The following is a 16,593-nucleotide window of genomic DNA, read 5'->3' on the forward strand; positions in this document are numbered from 1 at the left end:
TTGATCCTATCGGTGCAGACACGCGATGATGGCGGTCACGACGGCGGTGGTTTCCGCGACGTCGCGCACCCTCACTGTGTCGAGGCCGATTTCAGCAGCGGGATAGTCATTCCCACCGGGGAATATCGCATCCCCAATGAACAGCATCCCGTCGAGCGGGACACCGCTCTCGGCACTCAGGCGCTTCAGGCCATAGCCCTTGTCGATCCCTGCTCTGGTCACGTCGATCGATGTCGTGCCACCGAGATTGATCGAGAGCTCCGGCAGCTTCGCGCGCAACGTGGCCTGCAACGCGGTCCTCTTCTTTCGGTCAGGATCCCACGCTTCCTTTTCCTTCAGCGGCGCTGCCTGCCCCAGGCCCGAAAAGGTGATCTGGCTGCCCCGGTCCTCGATCCGTTCGCCCCAGATACGTTCGTCGGCGAGACCGGCATCGGTCAGCGCCTGATCGAAGGCCGTGCGGATCTTCGCCTTCTCCGCGTCGTCGAACAGTTCGGCATAGACCGCGCGCCAAGCGCCATTGATGAACCGATAGAGTTTCGTGCCTGTGGTCGGCATCAACCAGAGACGGTCGAGCGCGACGCCGGCAGGAAGGCGCGAGGCGATCTGCTTTTCGAACTGCGGCCAGTCCCCGCCCGAGATCACCGCCACATCCGTGATGGCGAGCAATCGGGCGAGGATTGCGGCCATATCCTCCGATAACGGCCGCTTGCTCTCGGCAAGCGTGCCGTCGAGGTCGAAGGCGATCAGCCACTTCATGCCGCCTTCCCTGCCGGATCGCGGTAGGCGAGCAGCCTGAGCGCATTGATGACGACGAGCAGCGTCGATCCCTCATGAACCGCCACCGCTGGCCCAATGCCGAGGCCGAGGATGGTAGCAGGCACCAGGAAGGCGACGACACCCAGGCTGACGAAGACGTTCTGCCGGATGATTCCACGGGTATGGCGGCTAAGACCGACTGCGAATGGCAGGTGCGCCAGATCGTCGGCCATCAGCGCCACGTCGGCTGTCTCCAGCGCAACGTCCGACCCCGCCGCGCCCATCGCGATGCCGACCGTGGCGCTTGCCATCGCCGGCGCATCGTTCACGCCGTCGCCCACCATCGCGACCTTGTCTTCGCCGGCGAGCTTCTTGATCGCGGCAACCTTGTCTTCGGGCATGAGGTCGCCCCACGCTTCGTCGATCCCGACTTCGTCGGCGATCGCTTCGGCGACTTTCTGGTGATCGCCGGAGATCATTATCATCCGCGACACGCCCATCTCGTGCAGCCGACGCAACGCGGTCTTGGCAGCTTCGCGAGGCGTGTCCATCAGGCCGATCGCGCCCAGGTCGCGGTCCCCCTTGCGGACCACCATTGTCGTGCGGCCGTTCTCGCGCAGCTTCGCGATTGCGTCCTGCGCGCCCTGCCCCAGCGCCGGAATGCCCTCACTTCCGAACATCTCGGCCTTGCCGATCCACACCGTCTCGCCATCCACGCTCGCGGTGACGCCCCGACCGGTCAGGCTCTTGAGGTCGCCGGCAGTCGGCACGGCACGATCGTTCAGACGTTCGCGGCCGTCCTTGACGATCGCTTGGGCCAGGGGATGGTCGCTCAACGCTTCGACGGCGACAGCCAGCGCCAGCAACTCGCCTTCATCGGCGCCATCGACGGGCACGACATCAGTGATGCGCGGACGACCTTCGGTCAGCGTGCCCGTCTTGTCGAAAGCGATCGCTTTGAGCGACCCGAGGTTTTCGAGCGGTGCACCGCCCTTCACGAGCACGCCGCCCCGCGCTGCACGGGCAACGCCCGACAGGACCGCGCTCGGCGTTGCGATCGCGAGCGCGCACGGGCTTGCCGCCACCAGCACCGCCATCGCGCGATAGAAGCTGTCGCGGAACGGCTCGTCGACGACCACCCATGCGAACAGCAGGAGCACTGACAGGACCAGGACGGCGGGCACGAAGATCCGTTCGAACCGGTCGGTGAAGCGCTGCGTCGGCGACTTCTGCGTCTCCGCTTCGCTCACCATCTTCACGACCTTGGCAAGCGCGCTTTCATTGGAACGGCGTGTCACCTCGATCTCGATCGCGCCGCCGCCGTTGATCGTACCAGCAAAAACCCGGCTTTCCGCGTCGACTGCATCGGGCTTGGCGCGTGCCGCTGCGGCATCTGCGACCGGCACCTTGTCGACCGGGATGCTTTCACCCGTGACCGGGGCCTGGTTGATCGCGCTGGTGCCCTTGATGACGAAGCCGTCGGCAGGCAGGCGCTCGTTCGGGCGGACGATGGCAATGTCCCCGACGACCATCTGCTCGACCGGGATTTCGCTGGTCTGCCCGCCGCGTCGCACGGTCGCGGTTTCGGGCGCGAGCTTCGCCAGCGCCTCGATCGCCTTCTTGGCGCGGCCCATTGCATAATGCTCAAGCGCATGGCCGAGGCTGAACAGGAACAGCAGCAGCGCACCTTCGGCCCATGCGCCCAGCGCAGCGGCGCCGGCCGCAGCGACCAACATCAGCGTGTCGATCTCGAACTTCTTCATCCGGAGGTTGTCGATCGCCTCGCGCAGCGTGAAGAATCCGCCGAAGAAATAGGCTGCGATATAGCAGGCGGTCGGCAGCCATTCGGGCGCGCCAGCGACCAGCCTCTCGATCGCGTAGCCGATCCCCAGCAGCGCGCCACAGGCGAGCGCGAAGATCAGCTCGGTATTGGGGCCGAGAAATTCGGCGTGGCTATGGTCGTGGCCATCGCCGGGGCCGTGCTTCTCTTCGCCCGCGCCGTGGCCCCCGGGGCCGTGGTCGTGGCCGGCATGTTCATCGGCAGCGACCCGCTTGCCCACCCTCACCTTCAGCTTGCGAAGCGCAGCGCGCACCTCCTCTTCGGTGGTTTCGCGGCGATCATATTCGACCCGGACAGACCCGCTGGTGCTGGCGCTTGCCTGGACCACGCCGGGCAAGGCGCACAGCGCATCGCTGACCGTGCGCGCCCGACGTTCGTGGTTGATCCCCGTCACCTGCCAGATCGCATGGCCGTAGCGCTCGGTGATTTCGGCACCTGCGGCGCGCACCATTTCGCGCAACCGTGGCAGCGGCAGCTTGGCGGCATCGAAATGGATGCACAGCGCCGCTGGCGTGTTGCCGTCGAGACAGATCACATGCGCCCGCTCGACACCTTCGCGCTTTGACAGGGTTGATACGAGACGGTCCAGGCAGGCATCGGCCGCGTCAGGAAGGTCCGGCAACAACACTGGAATGTCGAGTTCGAGCTTGTCGTTCATGACGACCTCCTTTCGCTTTTCTTGGTTTCGGCGCGCGCGTCGCGCAGGATTTCGACACCGCCCTTGATGGCGATGATGGCGGTGGCGAAGCCGACCAGCAGGTCCGGCCAATTGGTACCCAACCACAGCACCAGCACGCCGGCGATCAGGATGCCGCCGTTGGAAATGAAGTCGTTGAAGCTGAAGGTGGTTGCGGCCCGGAGATTGACGTCCGGATCCTTGAGGCGCTGGAGCAGCCGCAGGCAGAGGTAATTCACGACGCCGGCGATCGCGGACATGACCATCATGGTAGGTCCGATGGGCTCGCTGCCCTGCACGTAGCGCCGTCCGACATCGATCAAGATGCCGCCCGCGAAGATCAGCAGCATGACGCCCGAAGCGACCGCGGCGCGTGTCTTCCATGTCTGGCCCCGGGTGAGCGCCACAAGGCTCAGCGCATACACAGCCGTATCGGACAGGTTGTCGACGCCGTTGGCGATCAGCGCGCTCGAGTCCGCGAAGAAGCCGGAAACGAAGAAGCCCGCAGCGATCGCCGCGTTCAGCAGCAGGACGATCCACAGTGTGCGGCGCTCCTGCCCGCCATTGTTGTCGTTGCCCGGGATCATCCCATCATCTCCTCAAGTGTCAGCAGGGCCAGGAAGCCGACGAAAAACATCGAGCTGATGAGCGGGGTGTCGGGTTTCTCGTGCGCCTCGACCAGCAACTCCTCCGTGACGAGGTAGAGCAGCGCCATCAGCCCGAAGCTGAGGAAGCCGGCGATCATCACCGGCGACAGCGCGGCGACCGGCACGGCAGCGAGCGCGCCGATCGGCAGCAGCAGGGCCAATGCCGAGACGATCACGATGATGCGCAAGCGCGAGCGATAGGTTTCCGCCAGCTCGTCGGTCAGCGTCAGTCCCAGAAATAACACTTCCAGAGTGAGCGCGATCGTCAGCAGGAGACCTGCCTTCTCGCCCGCCACGAAAGCGAGGCCGAGCACCAGGCCGTCGACCAGAATGTCGATGCCGATCGCGGCGAGTAGCGCCATCGGCCCCTTGAAGCGGGCCTCAAGAGCCTTGAGCCCCAGCATGGTCGCGACGCCCGCCGCCCCGCCGATCAACGTCGCGCTGGGCGATGCCTCATGCTTGACCTGCGGCAGGATTTCGGTCGCTGCCGCCGCGAACACGACGCCGGCAGCGAGATGCTGTAGGCCCGCCACGAGGCCAGGTTTCAACTTGGTGCGGCTCGCGACAATCGCGCCGAGCACGACCGCCAGCACAGGCGCAAGCGTATAGAGCAGTGCCTGCATTTCCTAGGACTCCTCCGGGGTTCGGTGGCAGACGCGGATCTTCCCGCGTCGCGTGAACGCGATCGATCCGCCCGCCACGACAGCCCGCGAATGGTCGCCGCGAAACTCGTCACCGGTTCGCTGCGCGCGCAGGATCTCGGTCCTGCCCTTCGGCAGCCAGGTGACGGCCATTTTCAAGCCGTCATCGATGAAGTCGACATCGGCGCGTGTGCCGTCGTCGCAGTACATGATGCGCTGCGCGATTAGTTTCGACGTCAGATGCTTTTCATGCGCCGGCTCGGTAGGCTGGGTCGGCGCTGGATTACACGCCCCTATAACCGCCCCGGAGACGAGAACGACGCCGAGGCGCGCGATCGCCAGACCGGCCCGATTCAGGCCGCACAAGGTTGTCACATTTGAAATCGACGTGTCAGACATCGGTCTCTTCCGACGAAGCGCCCTGTGGCGTTCGAAGGCAGGGCAGTTCATCGCGTGCCTTCCTGCTCGCAGATCCGGGTACGGCCATCGCCTTCCACGATGGTGAGCTGCGACCCCTTGAAGGTCGCGGTGGCTGTTTCGCCGACATATTGCAGGCCCTGCGCTGGCGCGGTCAGCATCATCGGCGGTCCCCCGTTGGAGCGCCGCAAATCGATCTGCAGGCCGTTGTCCTTGTAATCGACGAACAGCGGTTCCCCGTCGGAACAGCGATATCTATGCCGCCCCATTTCCCCGGTCGCCACGGCGCTGTCGGACGAATGGATCTGCTGCTCCGTTGGCGGGGCTGGCGGCTTTCTTTCCGAGCACGCCGCGAGCCCGACAACGAGGATGACGGCGGGCAGCACCCGCTTACAGTGCATCATCATCGCGCCTTCCTCCTGTAGCGGAAGGGGACGCGCTGACGATTGATAGCCCGGGCAGGCTGACCTACCCGCCAGCGGAGATAGGTTGCGAGGCGATCGTCAGATTCGACCATCAGGGATCGCAGGCGGCGCAACATCATCGCCGCGAACGGCAGGGAGAGCGCCCCGCGCAGCGTGCAGCTATGCGTTAGCCTGGTGCCGCCATCGTCCCCCGCCAGCTCGTACCGCTCTTCGAGCGTGAACAGATAGGGGATGCCGCAGGACCAAGCGAAGGCGTGCGGTTTATCGAATCGATCAATCCGTGCTGGCGTCCGAATTGGCCGGGTGATGCCCTGGATCGCAAAGGTGCATTCTGTGTCGCCGAGCCGGGACGGATCATCGAGAAATACGAGCGGACTCCACGCCCGGCGATGATCCGGATCGGTGAGTGCCGACCAGATGCGCAGTGGCCCGCCGTGAAGCATCGAGCTGGTTATGGTGCGAGGCATATCCCCATCTCCCAGAGATGGGCGGGGCGATCGCGGATCGCCCTGCCCATCCATCAGGCCAAGTTGTTCACGAAGGTCTGACCGTGGTCGTCCCCTTCATGCTCCTCATTGTAGTGCTCGGGTTTCTCGATCACTTTCTGCCCGAACCGGGCATAGAGTGTCGGCAGCACGAACAGCGTAAGAAGCGTCGCCGAGATCAGACCGCCGATGACGACCGTCGCCAAAGGCTTTTGAACCTCTGCGCCGGCGCCTTCGCCCAGCGCCATCGGCACGAAGCCGAGGCTGGCGACTAGCGCGGTCATGATGACGGGTCGCAGACGCTGCATCGCGCCAACATGCGCGGCTTCCTCGCGGCTCATCCCTGATCGGATCAGATCTTGGATCGAGCTGACCATGACGAGGCCGTTGAGGACCGCGATGCCCGAGAGGGCGATGAAGCCCACTGCCGCCGAGATCGAGAAGTCCATGCCCCGCAGGAACAGCAACAGGACGCCGCCCACCAGCGCGAAAGGCACGCCGGTGAACACGATCGCGGCGTCGCGGACCGATCCCAACGCCCCGTAGAGGAGCAGCAGGATCAAGATGAAGCAAGCCGGAATGACCAGCTTCAGCCGTTCGCTTGCCGATTGGAGGTTCTCGAACTGGCCGCCCCATTCGAGATAGGTGCCGGCAGGCAGCCGGAGTTGGCTGCCGATCGCCGCCTGCGCATCCGCCACGACGGATCCGACGTCGCGGCCACGCACGTTGGCTTGCACCACCACGCGCCGCTTGCCGTTCTCGCGGCTGATCTGGTTCGGACCATCGACCACCTTGATCTCGGCGACGCTGGACAGCGGTACATAGCCGCCGCCTGCCACCGGCACCTGCACCTGTTGGAGCAGGCCGATGTCGGCACGCTGCGCCTCCGACAGGCGGATCACCACGGGGAAGCGACGGTCGCCCTCGAAGATCTGGCCCGATGTTCGCCCGCCGATCGTCGCAGTCACGGTGTCCTGCACATCCTGAGCCGTAACGCCCAACCGCGCCATCGCGTCGCGGTTGACGCGAATGTCGAGCATGGGAAGACCGGTCGTCTGCTCCACCTTCACGTCCGCTGCGCCTTGCGTTCTGCGCAGCACCGCCGCGATTTGCTCGGCCGTCCGGTTCATCTGGTTGAAGTCGTCCCCGAACACCTTCACCGCGATGTCGCCGCGCACGCCGGCGATCAGCTCGTTGAAGCGCATCTGGATGGGCTGGGTGATCTCGTAGGCATTTCCCGGAATCTTCGCGAGATTACCCTCGATCCGGCTGACCAGCTCCTCCTTGGGAAGCTCAGGATCCGGCCAATCCTTGCGCGGCTTCAGGATGACGAACATGTCGGTCGCGTTCGGCGGCATCGGGTCGGCCGCCAGCTCGGCGGTGCCCGTCTTGGAATAGACGAATTGCACCTCCGGCTGCTTCGACATCATCCGCTCGATCGGCACCTGCATCGCCTGGCTCTGCTGGACCGACGTTGCCGGAATGCGGAGCGACTGGATCAGCAAATCGCCTTCGTCGAGCTGCGGCAGGAACACCGAGCCGAGCGTAGTGAAAGCAAGCGCCGCCACCACAAGGCTTCCCACACCCGCACCGATCGTCAGCGTCGGGCGCTTCATGGCCCGGTCGAGACCGGGTTCGTAGCGCTTCTTCAGCCACGTGATGATGCGGCCGTCCTTCTCCTCGACCTTCTTCGACAGCCAGATCGCAATCATCGCCGGCACGAAGGTGAGAGAGAGGATGAAGGCGAAGGCGAGCGCGATGATGACGGTCAGCGCCATCGGTCCGAACGTTTTACCCTCCACGCCGGTCAGCGTGAGCAGCGGTACGTAGACGAGGATGATGATTGCCTGCCCGTACACAGAGGGACGGATCATCTCACGCGCAGCGGCTGCCACGGTCGCGAGCCGTTCCTTGACGCTGAGCAATCGGCCTTCATGATGCTGTTGCTCGGCAAGCCGGCGCAGCGCGTTTTCGACAATGATGACGGCGCCGTCGACGATCAGACCGAAGTCCAAAGCCCCAAGGCTCATCAGATTGGCCGAGACCCCAGCGCGCAGCATACCAAAGCCTGTCAGCATCATGGTGATCGGGATGACCAACGCCGCGATCAGGGCCGCACGGAAGTTGCCGAGCAGCAGGAAGAGCACGACGATGACCAGCACCGCGCCTTCGGACAGGTTTTTCGCGACCGTCTTGATCGTCGAATTGACCAGCTCGGTGCGGTTCAGCACCGGCTGAATTACGACGTCAGGAGGCAGCGAAGCGTTGATCGTCTTCAGTTTCTCAGCGACCGCGGTCGACACGATGCGGCTGTTCTCGCCGATCCGCATGATCGCCGTGCCGACGACGACTTCGGTACCGTTCTCCGATGCCGAACCCATGCGGATCGCCTGACCCGTCTTCACAGTCGCAACTTGTTCGACCGTGATCGGCACGCCGTTACGTGTCGCGATCACGGTCCTGGCCAACTCGCTGGCATTGCGAACGAGCGCATCCGAGCGAACAGCCAGACCTTCGCCATTGCGATTGACGAAGCCACCGCCGACGCTGGTGTTATTGCGCTCCAGCGCATTTCCCAGGTCCGTCAGCGTGATGCCGAGCGAGGCCAGCTTCTGCACGTCGGGCACGACGAGGAACTGCTTGGCGTAACCGCCAATCGAGTCGACACCGGCGAGGCCCGGTGTGGTCTTCAGAAGCGGCGTCACGATCCAGTCCTGCGCGGTGCGCAGGTAGGTCGCCTTGTCCTCTTCGGTCGTCAGTCGCTCGCCCTCTGGCGTGATGTAGCTGCCATCGGGCTGTTGGCCCGGTTCACCGGGCTTGTGCTTGTCGTCCTCGCGATGATCGAGACGAACGGTGTACATGTACACCTCGCCCAGGCCTGTCGCGATCGGACCCATTTCAGGGTTCACGCCGTCGGGCAGATTCTCTTGCACGCCCCGCAGACGCTCGCCCACCTGCTGGCGGGCGAAATAGATGTCCGTCGCGTCCGAAAAGACCGCCGTGATCTGCGCGAAGCCGTTGCGGCTCAACGAGCGCGTATATTCCAGGCCGGGGGTGCCGGCGAGCGCGGTTTCGATTGGAAACGACACCTGCTTCTCGACCAGCTCGGGCGAGAGGGCAGGCGCGCGGACGTTGATCTGGACCTGATTGTTGGTGATGTCCGGCACCGCGTCGATCGGTAGCCGGTAGAGGGAAAAGGCGCCGATGGCGGCGACGATGACGGTGAGGAGCAGGACTAGCCAGCGCTTCTCGACCGCCCAGGTTACGATACGGGCGATCATGGCTTAATCCTCGTGGCTCGCTTCGCCCTTGCCGATCTCGGCCTTGAGCGTGAAACTTCCGGTGGTGGCGATCTGTTCGTTGCCGGTCAGGCCCGACCGGACGATCACCGTGTCGCCCGACGCATCGCCGAGCTGGACCGGGGTCGCCTTGAAGCCGGTGGGCGTGCGCACGAACACGACCGACTTGCCCTCGAAACTCTGGACCGCCGTCGTCGGCACGCGGACCGCCCCGCTCCCGCCGCTGCCCGTGAGCTGCACGGCTGCCGTCACAGGCTCGCCGACCCGCCATTCGCCACCGCGATTGTCGAGGGTGGCGAGCGCAGGCACGAGCCGCGTCTGCGGATCAAGCGCCGGCGACACGAAGGTCACGCGGGCGGTCGCCTGACGGCCTGCCGCCTTCACCAGCACCGTATTGCCGGGACGCACCCGGCCCGCATCCTCGGGCTTGAGATTAAGCGCGATCGACACCTGGCTCAGGTTGGCGATGCGATAGAGTTCGGCATCCGCCGCGACCGTTTGTCCCAGCGTCACGGGGCGCGCAATGATCTGGCCCGAGATCGGCGCGGCAATGCCGAGCCGGTTGAGCCCGCCGCCGCCGACACCCGCCGCCGAAACCATGCTCTGCGCCTGCGTCAGGGCGATCCGCGCCTCCGTCGCCGCTGTGCGGGCGGCGATCAGATCCTGTTCAGGGGAGACTCTCTGCGCGAACAGCCGCTGTTCGCGCGCGAGGTTCGAATTAGCGAGCTGAAGCCGCGCCCGCGCCGCCTCGACCTCGCCCTTGATCTGCGCCGCCTCGCGGCTTTCGATGACCGCAATGGTCTGGCCGCGTCCGACCGATTGGCCGAGGTTACGGGTGAGCGCGACCACGCGTCCCGCAATTGCGGCCGAGACGACCTGCGTTCCCTGTGGGTCGCCCTCGATGATCGCGGGCAGCTCGATCGTCCCGGCCCCGCCGATGATCGGCCGTCCGACCTGGACGCCCGCTGTGGCGATCTGGTCGGCACCCAATGTGACGACGCCTTCACCGGCATGACCGCCTTCAGCACCGCCCTTTTCCGTGCCCGCTGCCGTCTCATTGGCAGCTGCGCCTTCGGCAGTTGCCTCGTTTCCGCCATCCTTGCCGCCGCAGGCAGCCAAGAGCAGGGCGAGCGACGCCGCGCCCGCGAGATAAAAGCTCTTCATCACTGATTCCCCCCATTGGGCGCACGAGCGGTCAGTCGCTCCACTTGCGCGCGGGCATTCTGGTAATTGGCAAGCGCGTCGATCGCGGCGACCCGCGTTTCGGCGAGCGTGCGTTCAGCATCGAGCAATTCGAGCTGGCCGAACTTGCCCTCGCGATAGCCGATCCGCGCGATGCGGGCGGCCTCCTGTGCAGCCGCCAGCGCCGGCCCCGACGCCGCACGAGCCGTCGTTGCGGCATTGGCCGCCTGCGCCTGCGCGTCCGTGATCGCCTGTTCGATGTCGAGCGCGGTCACGCGGCGCTGCGCATCCGCCTGGGTCCGCTGCGCGGTCGCCTGCGCAATCGCGGCGCGACCATTGTTGAACACCGGGATCGGGATCGACACGCTGAACACCGCCGCCATGTCGTTGGTCGCTTCCAGGCGGCGGATCGACGGCCCGACGTTCAGGTCAGGCACGCGATTGGCGCGCGCGAGCCGCACGCCGGCTTCGGCAATGGAGAAATCCGCGTTGGCTGCCGCCAGCGCGAGTGTGCCGGTCGTGTTGACCGGTGCCAACGGCCCATAGACGTTCACATCGGGAAGGCGATCGAGCAGCGTGTCATCGAGCAGGCCGTCGATCGGCCGTCCGATCCGACGCGCCAGATTGGCGCGGGCCGCCTCGGCCAAGCGAAGCTGCCGCTCCACATTGGCGTCGGCATTGATACGCGCGACATCCGCGCGCTGTTGCTCGAGTGGCGATGCCCGCCCTGCCTGCACGCGAACGCTCGCGGCCCGCAGCGCATCGCTGGCGATCCGGGCCTGATCGCGGGCTGTCATTACCCGGCGATCGGCCGCGACCGCTTCGACATAGAGCTGCGTTACCTGAAGCCGGACATCCGCCGCGATGATCGCGGCCTGGATCTCGGCCCGGGACAATTGCGCATTGGCGACCGCGACGCGGGCGCCGCGCTTGCCGCCTAGCTCGATCGGGATCGCAAAGCCGACCGTGGTTTCCGCGCTGCGGCCCCCCCGATACGGCCCGGAGCCGATGACATTCTCGACTTGGCCTTGAACCACCGGATTGGGCCGCAAGCCGGCGACTGTGCGACCTGCACGGGCCGCGTCGATTCCAGCTGTCGCCGCTTCCGCAGCAGGGGCCGAACCGCCCGCTGCACTGACCGCTTGGTCAAGCGTGTAGACCGGCGCATCCTGCGCAACAGGCGCGGACGGTCCGACCTGCGCCTGCGCCATCGTGGCGCAAGACGCTGCGGCCAGCATGGCCGCGAGGATACGATTCATGAAAATAGGACTCCTGACGATGATCGACAGGGGCGCGCCAACGCACGCCCAAATCGGACGTCAGGCTTGGGGGGGCCTCAAATGGACCATGCCGGTGCGGCCGTCGAGCGACGCAGAGGCGGAGATTGTCGGCTTGGGCACTGTGAGGACGGGGGTATATTCCATCGTCGTGCGCGCAGGCGCGCCGACGTCGTGTCCGTGACAATAATTGTGATGATGCGGGACATTCTTGTCCGAGTCCGATGGCACCTGATCGATGTCACCGGCGGTATGGACCGTGAACTCAACGCCCGCGATGCTTCCCCCCGCCAGATCGGCGGCATGGGCCATGCCGGAGAAGCTGGTCAGGACCAGCATCAGGCATGTCAGGAAAGGCAAAAAGGCTCGCACTAGCTTGCCTCTATCACGGAAGGGTTTTCATGTCATTGCACTAATTCGAACCAAGGGTCACTGAGCCGGAACCCGAGCGGGATCGGTCGCGCCCGTTCCAGGCGAACCCGACCGCAATGGCGACCGCCATCAGGAGTTGCGCCAGCACCGATTGCCAAGTGGGAAACACGCCGAGCATCGACAGCCGTGGCACGTCCGCGAGCGGTGCGATGTTGATAAGGCCGGCTTCCTGGAGCGCGGCGACGCCTTTACCCGCCAGCACGACGGTCAGGACCGCCATGAGCCAGGAGCTATAGCGGAAGAACTGCGCGATCGGCAGCTTGCGACTGTAGCGAAGCATGGCCCAAGCGATCAGGCTGAGCAGTCCAATCGCCGACCCGGCCCCCGCGAGAAGCATCCCGTTGTCACCTTGCGCCGAAAGCGCGGCATAGAACAGGATCGTCTCGAAGACCTCGCGATAAACTACGACGAACGCCAGCCCGAACAGGAACCAGCCCGACCCGCCCGAGAGCGCCCGCGACATCTTCTCGCGAATATAGCGCTGCCACTGATCGGCCTGCGCCTTGCCGTGCATCCAAATCCCGACCGAGAGCAGCACGACCGCGGCGAACAGCGAGCCAAACCCTTCCGTCAGCTCCCGGCTCGCACCGCTGATCCCGATCGCATAGGTGGCGACCGCCCAGGTGATCCCGCCCGCGATGATCGCGCTGACCCAGCCGCCATGCACGTACCGCAGCGCCTCGCCGCGCTCGGCTTTACGCAGGAACGCGATCATGGCGACAACGATGAGCAGGGCTTCGAGCCCTTCACGCAGCAGGATCGTGAACGCGCCCAGGAACGTGGACGCTTCGGTGGCGGCATCAGGCGCGAGCGCCGCTTCCGCATCGTCGAAAAGGCCGCCCAGTACTGCGACCTTCTCCGCGAGATCATCGGGCGACGCGCCCCGGTCGATCGAGGCGCGGAACTCCCCCATCGCGCCCTCGATTCGACCCATCAGCGTCGCGTCGCGCGCGGTGAGTGTTGGCTCGATCGGCTCGAACCCATCGAGATAGGCCGACAGCGCCAGCTCTTTCGCCATGCGCGCATCGCCGCGCCGCGCAGCCGCCACGCTTTCGGCGAGTTTGGCGCGGGCGACCGCGAGCGAGCCGGGAGCCTGTTGTATCACCTGTTCGGGATGACGACGCAGGAACGCGAGCACTGGGTCAGCCTTGGCGTCGCCGATCGCCGCGCCGAGCGCGGCCGGGGTGAGCGCGACCAGGGTTTTCAGGTCCGGAATGCGCCGGCGAAGGGTCGGGTCGGATTTCCAAAGCCGCTCGCCTTCGCGCGCCTGCGCATCCGTGAAGGCGAAGCTCCCGGCTCGGAATGCTAACGCCCAGCGCTGATCGTTGGGCAGATCGGCGAAGCTCTGCATCGCGGTCCCGTCGATGCCTTGCGTCACCACCTGATAGAGCGCGAACACGCTGCGCTGGCGCGCGCGCTCGGCATCGGTGAAAGCAATCGGGGGCGTAGCGAGCTTGGCGGCGTCAGGGCCACGGCCGTTGCCCGTCATCCCGTGGCAGGACGCGCAGGATTGTCGGAACAGTGCATCGCTGGAGACGAGGTTCGGAGCCTTATCGGGCGCGAGCGGCACCGGGTAGGCGCGCAACAGATCGGCCGCGAGCCCGTGCGCCAATGTTGCCACCTGTTCAGTCGGTCCCTTTTCCGCGATCACCGCCTGGAGGTTGGCAGCCCGCTGGATGAGGGCTTGACGCTCCGGCTTCGCCGGCAGGCCCTGAAGCCGTGTCGAGACCGACGCGGCGAACTCCGTCATCTCGGCATATTCCGACGTGCTCTTGATCCGACCGTTGGCGACCGCGCCGCCATAATCGACGGCCATATAGTCGAGCAGCCGCCATGCGGTTTGCACGTCGCCGGGTTCGGCGATTGCCGCAGCAGGGATCAGCAGCGCCGCGAGCGCGGAGAGCAGCCGCAACGAGAGCATTGCCCGGATCAACGCGAGCAGACGCACTACCGCTCTCCCAATTCGCGCCGAGCGCCAGTGACGATTTCATAAGCGGAGTGGAGGAACAGGAGGGCGATGAGGCCGGCGACGGCGAGGTCCGGCCAGGCGCTTCCTGTCCACGCCACCAGACCGGCCGCGGCGATCACCGCCACGTTGGCGAGCGCGTCGTTGCGGCTGAACAGCCAGATCGCGCGAACATTGGCGTCCCCTTCCCGGAAACGCGCAAGCACCAAGGCGGACACGACATTGATCGCGAGCGCGACAACGCCGATTGTGCCCATCAGTTCGGCATCGGGCGCGGTTGCGTTCAGGGCGCGCCAAATCGCGAAACCGATTACGCCCACGCCAAGCGCACCGAGAAACAACCCCTGCGTCAGCGCGACCTTTGCCCTCGCCCGTGCGGACCAGGCAAGCGCGAGAAGACCGATAAGGCTGATCGACCCGTCCCCGAGAAAATCGAGGGAATCCGCTTTCAGCGCTTGGCTATCGGCGATGAACCCGCCGAACAGCTCGGCGACTCCGAAGCCGAGGTTGAGCACCACGACGGTCAGCAGCGCACGGCGATAGGCCGGATCGGTTTGCGCGCGCGCGGGCTCCCCGTGGCACCCGCAGCTTTCGGTAGAAGCATTCATGCGGCCTTCCTTACCACCTCCAGTCGCTGTAGAAGCAAGCGAAATGTGCGACACGTTCGCATAAGCAAGGATGGCATGATGAAGCCGGTGATGATTGGGCAGCTCGCCAGCGAGACCTCGACGAAGGTGACGACGATCCGCTTTTATGAGTCGATCGGGTTGCTCCGATCCGCCCCTCGCACGGCGTCGGGTCGCAGAACCTACGATGCCAGTGACATTGAGCGTTTGCACTTCATCCGCAACGGTCGCCGGCTTGGCTTCTCCGTCGACGAGATCCGTTCGTTGATGGGGCTGGCGCAGAACCCGGACCAGGATTGTGGTGCCGCCTCAGCTATCGCTGCTCAGCACCTCAAGGATGTGGAGGAGAGACTGGCGCAACTCGCGGTGTTGCGGGATGAGTTGGCAATGCTCAGCCAGAGCTGCACCAAGGCGCGCATGGCCGATTGTCGGATCATGAAGGCGATCGGCAAAGGCCACCCTCAAGCCGATCAATAATAATCGGCCAGCCTGAGCTCGCGCACATCACCCGAGGCCATCGTCAGCTTTACGAGGGTGCCAGCAGGCCGGGAGCGCACTTGCCAGAGCTCCCCACGCGTATAGTTCGCATCGATCGAATGGCCGTTCACCGCCACGATCCGGTCGCCGACCGCCCAGCCAGCCTTTTCCGCGGGACTGTTCGCCGCCACATGAACAACGGTGAGCGCCGTTGGTGAGGCTGCGAGGCCAAGGCCGCTACGGTCCTTCAGCATCGGCAGGCGACGACGAGGACCGAGTGGCCGGAGCCACACGAATCCGGCGGTCACGTCGAACACCACGTCGAATTGAGCGATCAGCGGTAGGCCGACATTGCCAACCGTGCTGGTGGAGAGCCAAGCTCTCATCCCGAGTGTGGGGACGTTCGAGACGCCAAGCCCTTCGATGTTGATGTTCTGGATCGTGAAAGCATCGTTGATACGCACACCATCGACGCCGCCGATCGCCGCGGTCGAGACGAGCTTCCCGTTCAACAGCCCTTGATCGCGGGCATAGGCCGACGAGAGCATCAGCGCGGCCGAGCTGCCAAGATCGATCATCAAGGGCACGGGAGGCAAACCCGAGACGGAAGCTCGAATGAACAGCTCCTGCTTGGCACCGCGCCCGAGCGCGACAGCGCGCCAGTCGGGACCGGCGAGAAACGTGCCTGACTTGACGACCGCCATACGCCTTTTCGCGAAATCGAGCGCGATGCAGCTACCCGTGAACATATCGGCACCGAGGAGGATATCGATCGGTCGTCCGAAGGCCGCCGACACTGAACTCAGATCACCAACGACGGCAAAGGGTAAGCGACGGGTTTCGCGGGCGAGCTGTACGTCGATGTCGCGGACCAGCAGCACCGGGGCCTTGGCGCTCAGCCCGCTAATCATGCGCCGCTCACCATCGTTCAAGCCGAGCTTCGCCGCGAGCGCCGTGCTCATGATCGACGCGCCGCTGCCACTGTCGAGCACCGCCCGCACCGGCACTCCGCGCACTTGTGCCGAAACAAGGAGGGTATCACCCGTGCCGACTTCCAGCGGCTCCCATTCGAGGTGAGCCGCACCGAAGTTCCACGAGCCCGCAGACCGGGAAGTCTGTCGCGCGAGCGTTGGAGAACCGAGCACCAAGCCGGTTCCACAGGCCACCAGCCGCGCCACTAATGAGCGTCGAGACATACCGATTGCTTCAACACGGGCCGTCAAAAAGCCACCTCCAGCCCCCCGTCCGCAGGAGAGCAAATTGCGGTTACATGCTCCAGCCACTGGAGGAGCAAGTGCTTTTGGTGCGCCCGAAAATCCTCAGAAGCGCTTGGAGAACTTTAGATGAAGGATGGTGCAGACCGCTTAGATGCCTTCCCGATAACGAACGGTTCCGGGGGACGCTGGGCCGATCGGGACCGCGAACGGTGTAAACGCTCGCGCTAAGT

At 65.2% G+C, this 16,593-nt stretch carries 15 protein-coding genes; 1 reads left to right on the forward strand and 14 read right to left on the reverse strand.

Translation table 11 applies throughout. From position 1 onward, the window contains the following. Window positions 1-6: 6 nt before the first annotated feature. The 13 genes from XM50_RS01910 to XM50_RS01970 form a co-directional block, all read right to left on the reverse strand. Entirely contained in the window at window positions 7-756 is a 750-nt protein-coding gene (locus XM50_RS01910) for an HAD-IIB family hydrolase (RefSeq protein WP_004212890.1), read from the reverse strand. Then, window positions 753-3,254, reverse strand: coding sequence for a heavy metal translocating P-type ATPase (locus tag XM50_RS01915; protein WP_004212886.1), 2,502 nt, complete (start codon window positions 3,252-3,254; stop codon window positions 753-755). The genes XM50_RS01910 and XM50_RS01915 overlap by 4 nt, the downstream gene beginning before the upstream one ends. Beyond that, on the reverse strand, window positions 3,251-3,859 hold the full coding sequence (locus tag XM50_RS01920) for a cation transporter (protein WP_004212885.1): 609 nt from the start codon (window positions 3,857-3,859) through the stop codon (window positions 3,251-3,253). The genes XM50_RS01915 and XM50_RS01920 overlap by 4 nt, the downstream gene beginning before the upstream one ends. Further along, a complete protein-coding gene (locus XM50_RS01925; RefSeq protein ID WP_004212882.1) occupies window positions 3,856-4,542 on the reverse strand; it encodes a ZIP family metal transporter in 687 nt (228 codons plus the stop codon). The genes XM50_RS01920 and XM50_RS01925 overlap by 4 nt, the downstream gene beginning before the upstream one ends. Before the next feature lie 3 nt (window positions 4,543-4,545). Continuing rightward, window positions 4,546-4,959, reverse strand: coding sequence for a hypothetical protein (locus tag XM50_RS01930; RefSeq protein ID WP_004212881.1), 414 nt, complete (start codon window positions 4,957-4,959; stop codon window positions 4,546-4,548). A gap of 47 nt (window positions 4,960-5,006) precedes the next feature. After that, window positions 5,007-5,384, reverse strand: a complete 378-nt coding sequence (locus tag XM50_RS01935; protein WP_009824022.1) for a hypothetical protein — start codon at window positions 5,382-5,384, stop codon at window positions 5,007-5,009. After that, entirely contained in the window at window positions 5,381-5,869 is a 489-nt protein-coding gene (locus tag XM50_RS01940; protein ID WP_004212879.1) for an SRPBCC domain-containing protein, read from the reverse strand. The genes XM50_RS01935 and XM50_RS01940 overlap by 4 nt, the downstream gene beginning before the upstream one ends. Before the next feature lie 53 nt (window positions 5,870-5,922). Beyond that, complete coding sequence (locus tag XM50_RS01945; protein ID WP_004212878.1) at window positions 5,923-9,168, reverse strand: efflux RND transporter permease subunit; 3,246 nt, start codon at window positions 9,166-9,168, stop codon at window positions 5,923-5,925. Between the two features lie 3 nt (window positions 9,169-9,171). Next, window positions 9,172-10,350 (reverse strand): efflux RND transporter periplasmic adaptor subunit, encoded by a 1,179-nt coding sequence (locus tag XM50_RS01950; protein WP_004212877.1) that lies wholly within the window; start codon window positions 10,348-10,350, stop codon window positions 9,172-9,174. Next, the gene (locus XM50_RS01955; RefSeq protein ID WP_037486870.1) at window positions 10,350-11,627 is read right to left on the reverse strand and encodes a TolC family protein; all 1,278 of its coding nucleotides are present in this window, start codon (window positions 11,625-11,627) and stop codon (window positions 10,350-10,352) included. Before XM50_RS01955 ends, XM50_RS01950 begins: the two co-directional genes overlap by 1 nt. Before the next feature lie 60 nt (window positions 11,628-11,687). Next, window positions 11,688-11,984: a hypothetical protein gene (locus XM50_RS01960; protein WP_007406840.1), complete on the reverse strand. Its 297-nt coding sequence runs from the start codon at window positions 11,982-11,984 to the stop codon at window positions 11,688-11,690. Window positions 11,985-12,057: 73 nt separating this feature from the next. Beyond that, window positions 12,058-14,025, reverse strand: a complete 1,968-nt coding sequence (locus XM50_RS01965; RefSeq protein WP_004212871.1) for a cytochrome c/FTR1 family iron permease — start codon at window positions 14,023-14,025, stop codon at window positions 12,058-12,060. Beyond that, on the reverse strand, window positions 14,025-14,651 hold the full coding sequence (locus tag XM50_RS01970; RefSeq protein ID WP_004212870.1) for a cation transporter: 627 nt from the start codon (window positions 14,649-14,651) through the stop codon (window positions 14,025-14,027). The genes XM50_RS01965 and XM50_RS01970 overlap by 1 nt, the downstream gene beginning before the upstream one ends. Window positions 14,652-14,729: 78 nt before the next feature. Between XM50_RS01970 and XM50_RS01975 the strand changes: the two genes are divergently transcribed. Continuing rightward, the gene (locus XM50_RS01975) at window positions 14,730-15,146 is read left to right on the forward strand and encodes a MerR family transcriptional regulator (RefSeq protein ID WP_004212867.1); all 417 of its coding nucleotides are present in this window, start codon (window positions 14,730-14,732) and stop codon (window positions 15,144-15,146) included. Here the strand turns inward: XM50_RS01975 and XM50_RS01980 are convergent. Beyond that, window positions 15,140-16,342, reverse strand: coding sequence for an aspartyl protease family protein (locus tag XM50_RS01980; RefSeq protein ID WP_013039112.1), 1,203 nt, complete (start codon window positions 16,340-16,342; stop codon window positions 15,140-15,142). The genes XM50_RS01975 and XM50_RS01980 overlap by 7 nt on opposite strands. Window positions 16,343-16,593: the final 251 nt, after the last annotated feature.

It is taken from the genome of Sphingomonas sp. Ag1 (assembly GCF_000980895.1).
Taxonomy (GTDB): Bacteria; Pseudomonadota; Alphaproteobacteria; order Sphingomonadales; family Sphingomonadaceae; genus Sphingomonas; species Sphingomonas panaciterrae.

Excerpts from the sequence above, each read along its gene's own strand:
- XM50_RS01910 (WP_004212890.1), bottom strand. The coding sequence starts at position 756 with ATGAAGTGGCTGATCGCCTTCGACCTCGACGGCACGCTTGCCGAGAGC.
- XM50_RS01915 (WP_004212886.1), bottom strand. The coding sequence starts at position 3,254 with ATGAACGACAAGCTCGAACTCGACATTCCAGTGTTGTTGCCGGACCTT.
- XM50_RS01920 (WP_004212885.1), bottom strand. The coding sequence starts at position 3,859 with ATGATCCCGGGCAACGACAACAATGGCGGGCAGGAGCGCCGCACACTG.
- XM50_RS01925 (WP_004212882.1), bottom strand. The coding sequence starts at position 4,542 with ATGCAGGCACTGCTCTATACGCTTGCGCCTGTGCTGGCGGTCGTGCTC.
- XM50_RS01930 (WP_004212881.1), bottom strand. The coding sequence starts at position 4,959 with ATGTCTGACACGTCGATTTCAAATGTGACAACCTTGTGCGGCCTGAAT.
- XM50_RS01935 (WP_009824022.1), bottom strand. The coding sequence starts at position 5,384 with ATGATGATGCACTGTAAGCGGGTGCTGCCCGCCGTCATCCTCGTTGTC.
- XM50_RS01940 (WP_004212879.1), bottom strand. The coding sequence starts at position 5,869 with ATGCCTCGCACCATAACCAGCTCGATGCTTCACGGCGGGCCACTGCGC.
- XM50_RS01945 (WP_004212878.1), bottom strand. The coding sequence starts at position 9,168 with ATGATCGCCCGTATCGTAACCTGGGCGGTCGAGAAGCGCTGGCTAGTC.
- XM50_RS01950 (WP_004212877.1), bottom strand. The coding sequence starts at position 10,350 with ATGAAGAGCTTTTATCTCGCGGGCGCGGCGTCGCTCGCCCTGCTCTTG.
- XM50_RS01955 (WP_037486870.1), bottom strand. The coding sequence starts at position 11,627 with ATGAATCGTATCCTCGCGGCCATGCTGGCCGCAGCGTCTTGCGCCACG.
- XM50_RS01960 (WP_007406840.1), bottom strand. The coding sequence starts at position 11,984 with ATGCTGGTCCTGACCAGCTTCTCCGGCATGGCCCATGCCGCCGATCTG.
- XM50_RS01970 (WP_004212870.1), bottom strand. The coding sequence starts at position 14,651 with ATGAATGCTTCTACCGAAAGCTGCGGGTGCCACGGGGAGCCCGCGCGC.
- XM50_RS01975 (WP_004212867.1), top strand. The coding sequence starts at position 14,730 with ATGAAGCCGGTGATGATTGGGCAGCTCGCCAGCGAGACCTCGACGAAG.
- XM50_RS01980 (WP_013039112.1), bottom strand. The coding sequence starts at position 16,342 with ATGTCTCGACGCTCATTAGTGGCGCGGCTGGTGGCCTGTGGAACCGGC.